This is a genomic window from Marinobacter sp., from assembly GCF_014859525.1.
Classification (GTDB): Bacteria; Pseudomonadota; Gammaproteobacteria; order Pseudomonadales; family Oleiphilaceae; genus Marinobacter.
Genome location: NZ_JACUUB010000097.1, coordinates 1 through 7,516 on the forward strand (window position 1 = coordinate 1; position 7,516 = coordinate 7,516).

4 protein-coding genes are annotated in these 7,516 nt (G+C 61.2%); all 4 read left to right on the top strand.

Going from position 1 to position 7,516, the window contains the following annotated elements; genetic code table 11:
• Positions 1-100: 100 nt before the first annotated feature.
• Genes IBX51_RS13550 through tssM form a run of 4 tightly spaced genes read left to right on the top strand, consistent with a single transcriptional unit; the run spans position 101 to position 7,376 of the window.
• Positions 101-1,666 carry a sigma 54-interacting transcriptional regulator gene (locus IBX51_RS13550; protein ID WP_291831817.1) on the top strand — a complete coding sequence of 522 codons (1,566 nt, stop codon included), beginning with the start codon at positions 101-103 and terminating at the stop codon, positions 1,664-1,666.
• Entirely contained in the window at positions 1,663-2,304 is a 642-nt protein-coding gene (gene vasI / locus IBX51_RS13555; protein WP_291831813.1) for a type VI secretion system-associated protein VasI, read from the top strand. The genes IBX51_RS13550 and vasI overlap by 4 nt, the downstream gene beginning before the upstream one ends.
• An 11-nt stretch (positions 2,305-2,315) precedes the next feature.
• Positions 2,316-3,758 carry a type VI secretion system protein TssA gene (tssA, locus tag IBX51_RS13560; protein ID WP_291831814.1) on the top strand — a complete coding sequence of 481 codons (1,443 nt, stop codon included), beginning with the start codon at positions 2,316-2,318 and terminating at the stop codon, positions 3,756-3,758.
• Positions 3,759-3,782: 24 nt separating this feature from the next.
• Positions 3,783-7,376, top strand: coding sequence for a type VI secretion system membrane subunit TssM (gene tssM / locus IBX51_RS13565; RefSeq protein ID WP_291831816.1), 3,594 nt, complete (start codon positions 3,783-3,785; stop codon positions 7,374-7,376).
• Positions 7,377-7,516: the final 140 nt, after the last annotated feature.

Sequence of the window (7,516 nt, forward strand, 5' to 3'; positions counted from 1 at the left end):
TACAAGGATGTATTCACAGCGTGTTTTGGAAAGCCACCCCGCAGGGTGCGCGGGCGACGATCTCCTAAGTCATTATTCTGGGATGGAAAGCATGGGAAGAATGCAGAAGGAACTGCACACCGGCATAGATCTGGCGGTGGCACTCATCAAACAGGACACCCTGCCTGCGTTGCTGAACACTGCCACCAGCCAGCTCCAAAAAGCCTTCGGCCTCACCAAATGCTGGGCCCTCGAACTCGACCTCAGCGGCCGCACCCTCCACTGTGGCCAACTGGGTGACACCAGCGAATTCGACTGCAGCGACTTCAGCCACCCGTTTGCCCATGTACTGCAAACCGGCCAGCCCAGAGAGCTTACCCGCGCCGCCAGCTACCGCCTGGACCACCCGGGGTTTCAGACCCTGTTTGACGCCAGCGACCGTCCCCGCAGCCTCTGGCTCGAACCGCTGACCGGCCACGACGGCCGCACCCTCGGCATGCTCGTGCTGTGTGGCGAAGACCCGGACTGGCACAACATCGTCGGCCAACCCCTGTATACCGGCATCAAACAACTGCTGGTACATCAGTGGATCAGTCAGCTGCAAAGCCGTGATCAGGTCTGGCAACGGCGCCTGCTCAAACGTTCCCTGGACCATCTGCACGACGCCGAAACCCTGCGCCAGCGTTGCAACCAACTGGCCCACACCCTGGTCGGCAACTCCGAAGCCATGGTTAACCTGCGCACGCAAGTGGTGCGTGCCGCTGGCAGCCAGCTGGCGGTTCTGATCCAGGGCGAAACCGGCTGCGGTAAAGACGTGGTGGCCCGGGGCATTCACGATATGTCCGAACGGGCCAGCGGCCCCATGGTGGTGGTGAACTGTGCTGCCATCCCCGACACCTTGCTTGAAAGCGAGCTGTTCGGCCACACCAAGGGGGCGTTCTCCGGTGCCGACCAGGCCAAAGAAGGCCTGCTGGCCCAGGCCAATGGCGGTACCCTGTTCCTGGATGAAATCGGCGACATGCCTTTGGCCCTGCAATCCAAATTGCTGCGGGTACTGGAAAGCCGCCAGTTCCGACCTCTGGGTGCCCGGGACGAGCAACACTCCGACTTCCGCCTGGTGGCAGCCACGCACCAGCCTCTGCAGCAGAGTATCGAAGACGGCATTTTCCGCAGAGACCTGTTTTACCGTCTCAGTCAGTTCCCGCTGCGGGTCATTCCCCTGCGCGAACGCTCCGAAGATCTGGAAGCCCTGAGCCGCCATTTCATCCGCCTGTACACTCAGCGCGAAGGCAACGGCCCCCTTGGCATCAGCAGCCACGCTTTGCATACCCTGGCGGCATACAGCTTTCCCGGTAACGTGCGCGAATTGCGCAACATCATTGAACTTGCCTGCCTGCAAACGCCAGCGGGTGACGACATACAGCCGGAAGTGCTGCGCCTGGACGACCTGTTCGCCGATATGGGCCAGCCCATGCCGGCCGAGGTTGAGCCCAAAACCATGGACGGTGTGCCGGTGGCTGATGACATCCGCGATCTCAAGGCCGCCGCCCAGGCTTTTGAGGCTGCCGTCATCCGTGAACGCCTGCGCCAGTACAGTGGTAACCGCGCTCAGGCCGCCGAAAGCCTGGGCTTGCCCAAACGCACCCTGGCCCATAAATGTCTGAAGTATCAGGTAACCGACGTATGACCCTGAAAGACCAAACCCGACGCAGGCTGCTTGGCCTGGCCATGCTGCTGGCAAGCGCGCCCGGCTTCGCCGACCCGCGCCTGAGCGAAGCTGAGGATTGCATTAAAGAGCCGAACCGGCTGGAGCGCTTGGCCTGTTTTGATGAGGTGTTTGCGACACCCCTGGCCCGCTATGAGAGCAGTCAGCGACCGGCCCAGCTAAACCAGACCGAGCGCTGGCGCCGTGCTTTTGCCCAGGCCAGCGGTGAGGATGCATCTGCGGCGATATACCGTGACACCGGCACGGCTGCAGGCCACCTGGTGACCATCAGTGCGCTGGGCGTTCAGCCCCCGAGGCCGGTCCTGGCGCTGCAGTGCCACAACAACATTACGGAACTGACGGTGATGTTGCCGGAGCCCATGGACCGGGAGCGGGTGGAGGTGACTCTGGGGCCAGAGCGGGCCCACTGGCGAGTTCGGGATGAGGGCCTGGTGGTCAGCGCGGGTCGGGGTTTGCCGGCGATCCGCATCGTGCAAGGCATCGTTCGCCAGCAGGATGTCAGGCTAAACGCCAACGTGCCGGAACTCGACGATTTGTTGTTTGATCTCACTGGCTACGCGGAGGCCATCCAGCCACTGCGTCAGGCTTGTGGCTGGTAAGGGAGCAGACTATGCAGTTTATTGAACAGCATCCTTACGTTGAGCAGGTACTGGGCGCAATTCCGGGGGAAACCAGCACCGGTGGCAGCTTGGCAGACGACCCGATCCTGGAGTTTCTGGAAGACGAAGTGATGAAAGTGGGCTCTCTGGCTCACAACGACATCGACTGGACCAAGGTCGAAAGCGAAGCGCTTAAACTGCTGGCAGACCGCAGCAAAGACCTCAAAGTACTGGGTTTTCTGATGCTCAGTTTGCAGCGCAGTGGCGACGGCGAACGCTTTGCCCTGTCTTTGTATCTGCTGCATCGGGTACTGGATAGCTGGTGGGAGGCCGCCTGGCCCTATCCCGGCGCCAAGGGCCAGCGTGCGCGAAAAATGCTGTTTACCCAGATGCTGCAACGCGCGCTCAAAGGTGTGGAGAACCTGAGTTTTGATGCCAGCGTGGGTGATGGTTGCCAGTACTGCCTGGACCTGATTGACAAGCTGGATGGCCAGGCCAAAGCCAAAGACCTGCCAAACGATGCCTTGTTTGATCTGAAGCGGGCGGCAGAGAAACTGCCCAAACCGGACCAGCCTGGCAGCCAGGCCAATACCGGGGAGCCACAAGCTGCCCCGAGCCAGTCTGCAGCGGTGGCACCGAACCGGCCGGCGACAATGAATGCCGCAAGCGCCTCGCTGGGCAACCTGACACTGGACCCGAGTAACGAGCGGGCGACCCGTCAGAGCCTGCTGAAAGTGGCCGAATTGCTCACCGGCACTGAGCCGGACAACCCCTTGGGTTATCAGATGCGCCGCCATGCGGTCTGGCAAAGCATCACCGGCCTGCCGCCTACCCGGGATGGCAAGCGAACAGACCTGGCCGCCGTCAGCGCGGACCGGGTGGCCGAGTACAAGGAAAGCCTGGATAAAACCCCGGATAACGCACTCTGGCAGCGCATCGAACAGAGCCTGTCGGTCAGCCCGTTCTGGCTGGATGGCCATTGGCTCAGTGCCCGGGCGGCGATGGCGTTGGGCCACAGCGATTGCGCCGAAGCCATCCGGGAGGCACTGAAAGCTTTTGTCGAAAGGCTGCCGGAATTGGCAGAGCTGACTTTCAATGATGGCACCGCCTTTCTCAGTGACGATGCCGCCGACTGGATGCACACCGCACCGGCGACGGTCAAAGGCAACGGCGGTGGTGCCAACCCCTGGGAGCAGGCACTGGACAGCGCCGTGGAGCTGGCGCGGCACAACAAGCTTCCAGCAGCACTGGAGTTACTGGAACAGGGCCTGGCCGATGCCCGGGAGCCCCGGGAACGGCTGTACTGGCGCCTGGCCAGTGCCAGGCTTCTTAAAGAAACCGGCCTGAAAGCCATGGCCGCGCAACAGATTCAGGACCTGCAGGGACAGGTCCGTGGTCTGGTTCTGGAAGACTGGGAACCCGGCCTGATCAAACAACTGGAACGACTGGCGTAACGCCCGCACGCATCAAACGCAGGAATGGAAACCATGTGGAGAAAAGCTTTACTCATTGGTCGTTGGCTACTGCCTCACCTACGTAACGCCGCGCCGGTCACGTTGACCTTGGCGATCATTGCCCTGTTGGTGGCCACCTGGTGGCTTGGCCCCCGGCTGGAAATTGGTGGGGAATACCCGCTGGTCGCCTGGCAGATGCGCGCCCTGGTTACCCTGGGAGTTGTGCTGCTGGTGGCAGTGTTCTGGGGTATGGCCCTGGCTCGCCGACTGAGCAAGGTGAATAAAGCCAAGGCCGAGGAGCAGCAGGAACAGGAAGATCCTATCCTACCTATGGAGCGCCGGCAGCAGCGCCTGCTGGACCGCCAGTTGCAGGCCCTGAAAAGCAATCTGCCCGGCCGCAAAGGCCTGTACCGTCTGCCGTGGTACCTGGTGATGGGACTGGAAGGTGCCGGCAAAACCAGCCTGATTCAACGGGCAGGGCAAACCTACACCCTCACCAACGTCACCCGAAACAATCGGGGCGACCGCAATCCCTTTGGTTTTGACTGGTGGATTGGCGATAACGGCGTACTGATCGACCCGGACGGCGAACTGCTAAGCCAGAACCAGGGCGAAGGCGCCACCGGCGAAATCCAGAACCGGCTGTGGAACCACTTTATCGGCTGGCTCGAGCGCAGCCGTCCGCAGCGCCCCCTGAACGGCGTGATACTGGCGGTGGACCTGGCACGCCTGAGTATCGCCAGTGATCAGCAGCGGCAAGCCCACGCCATCCTGCTGCGCACACGCCTCCGGGAGCTGATGGAACAGCTGGGATCGCGGCTGCCGGTGTATGTCACCTTCACCAAAATGGACCTGATGTATGGTTTTGCACCGTTCGTGCGTACCTTGTCAAAAGCGGAGAAAGATAAGGCGTTAGGCTTCACCTTTCAATTGGATAACCAGCAGGATCACGATCAGTGGTTGGAGCAGTTCGCCGATCGTTACAGCGAGATGGTGGATGAGCTGAGCCAGCGTCTGCCGGACATATTGGCCGACACTCGCGATAACGAAGATCGGGCTGCGGTCTATTCCTTCACTCGTCAATTGGCTGGCCTGAAACCGACCATGGAGCAGTTTTTGACCGACCTGCTGTCAGCGGATGCCTTTTCTACGCCGGCATTGGTGCGCGGTACTTACTTCACCTCGGTGTTGCAGGAGGGCGTGCCGGAAGATGCCTTCGTGGCTGCCGCGGCCCGCAATTACCAGATGACCGGTCCAATCCAGCCCGCGCAACGTGGTGGGCAATCGACCAGTTTGTTCACCAACGGCCTGTTTCCGGAGGTGATCTACCCCGAAGCCGGCCTGGCGGGTGACAACCGTAAGGTGGTCGGCAAACGCCGCCGAAAAATGGCCATGGTGGCCACCGTTGCACTGTGTGCAGGTGCGGGAGTGACTGCGGGTTGGCAGCATTATTTTATCAAGAATGCGGAAGCGGCAGCCCAGGTGGAAGATCGGGTTAATGCCTTTCTCAATAATTGGCAGCCGGTGGGCTACGAGCCCGACAGTACCGGCCGTAATCTATTGCAGCCGCTGGACGAATTACGAGAAGCTACCCTGGCGTTCGGCGATTATCGCAACGAATGGAGCCTGGTGGCCGATATGGGCCTGTATCAGGGCCACAAAGTGGGTCCGGAAGTGGATGCCGCCTATCTCGACATGCTGTCCTATCAGTATCTGCCTGCGTTGATGTTTGGCGTGATGGAAGACATGGGCCGGGCACCGGACAACAGTACCGAGCGCCTGGAGCATTTGCGGGTGTTGCGTATGCTTTATGACGCCAGCGGTCGCCGTGGCGACATTGTGGCCGCCTATATGCGCAGCTACTGGCAAGCCCGCTTTCCGGGCCAGCGGGAGGTGCAGAACCGATTATACGGCCACCTGCAATACGCCATGGCCCACACAAACCTGGCGGGCATGGCCGCAAGTGGAGACCAGACGGCGACCATGGCACTGGCACCCTTCCGCAGCAGCGTTCAGTGGGCTCAGCATGAGCTTGGCCGTGTCAGCACCCCAGACCGCGTATACCGGGATCTTGAGGCAGAAGCCAATCGGGATTTTCCGGCGCCACTGGACCTGGCGCGCAGCTCTGGCCCGGTTTTCTCTACGGTATTCTCCCGTATGGATGCTTATGGAGAGCCGCTGTCGGGAGAACGGCCTTCGGCCCAGGATCCGTTATCTATTCCAGCCCTGCTGACCCGAGAGGGTCTGGAGAAATGGTTCCTTCGTAAATCCGGTACTGTGACCGAGTTGGCCCTTGTCGATGCCTGGGTATTAGGTCGGCGAGATAACGTGGATTTCAGCAAGGCGGACGAAGCGGAGCTGCTGGCCAGCCTGCAAACGCTGTATGCCGAGAATTATGCAGAAACCTGGCGCACCGCCGTCAGCCGGCTGGATGTCCACCGGTTTGAAGACCTGAACCACGGCGTGCGCATTCTGGAAAGCCTGACCAGCGGCCACGAACCCTTGGCCCGGTTCCTTGGCCAGGTTCAGAGCAATACCCGCCTGATCCCGGTGGGTGATGGTGAAGCCGAGGCAACCCGAAAACTGCTGGAACAGTCGCCCCATTTCCGTATGTTGCAGGATATCGAGCGCCAGTTCGCCGACCTGAACCGGCTGACCCGCAAGCAGGGTGACCAGCCTTCTGGCCTGGATGAAATCATGCAGGTGGTGGGTGAACTGCACGAATACCTGCGCAACATTCAGGAATCCCCGGATGCCGGCAAAGCCGCGCTCAGCGCCGCCCGTGCCCGCATGGGCCTGCAGGGGACCGACCCCATTTTCACACTTCAGCGCATGGCCAACCACCAGCCTGAGCCGCTGAACCGAGTGCTCAACCGGCTGGCCACGGAAAGCTGGCGGGTGGTTCTGGACCGCGCGGTTGCTCAATTGGAGCGCGAGTGGTATCGGGAAGTTTACCAGCCGTTCCAGCAGAACCTGGCCCGGCATTACCCGTTCACCGCCGGTGCCGGTCGCGATGCCGCGTTGCAGGATTTTGAGCGCTTCTTTGCCCCGGACGGCATTCTGGAAACCTTCTACAACCAGAACCTGAAACTGTTCCTGGAAGACCATCCAGAGCACGTGGGCGACGCCCGCCGGGCCAGCCTGGTACGCCGGGACGTGGTAGCCTCTCTGGATCGGGCCCGGCAGATCCGCCAGGCCTTCTTTACCCGCAGCGGCACGCTGGATGTGGAGTTTGCCCTGGAACCGCTGAACCTCACCAACAACAAACGCCGGGCGGTGGTGAACATCGACGGCCAGCTGGTGGAATTCTCCCATGGCCCGCGCCAGAGCATACCGCTGGTCTGGCCCAACACCCTGCGGGATTCGGTGGAGAGCCGAATCACCCTGGTGCCGATCCAGGTTAACCGTTCGCCCCGGAGTATCTCGGAAAGTGGCCCCTGGGCGCTGTTCCGGTTGCTGGATAAAGCGGAGATTGCCGGCGTTAGCAGCAATGCCGTGGATGTGAAGTTCACCGTGGACGATGGCGAGATGCGATATCGCCTGCATGCGGCCAGTAATACCAACCCGTTCACACAGCAGCTACTCTCGGGGTACCGCATACCCCGCAGCTTGTATTAAACTGTGCGCCGTCATTCCGGGCCGATGTGCCTGGAATGACCGGAGCCGGCGCCTGGATGGTGCCGGCTGAAACGGAAATGTTCACTCTTCAGGGACCGAAGTCATGCCCCAGGCAAGCGGATTGCAGTTCACCGCCCGTG

Excerpts from the sequence above, each read along its gene's own strand:
- IBX51_RS13550 (WP_291831817.1), top strand. The coding sequence starts at position 101 with ATGCAGAAGGAACTGCACACCGGCATAGATCTGGCGGTGGCACTCATC.
- vasI (WP_291831813.1), top strand. The coding sequence starts at position 1,663 with ATGACCCTGAAAGACCAAACCCGACGCAGGCTGCTTGGCCTGGCCATG.
- tssA (WP_291831814.1), top strand. The coding sequence starts at position 2,316 with ATGCAGTTTATTGAACAGCATCCTTACGTTGAGCAGGTACTGGGCGCA.
- tssM (WP_291831816.1), top strand. The coding sequence starts at position 3,783 with ATGGAAACCATGTGGAGAAAAGCTTTACTCATTGGTCGTTGGCTACTG.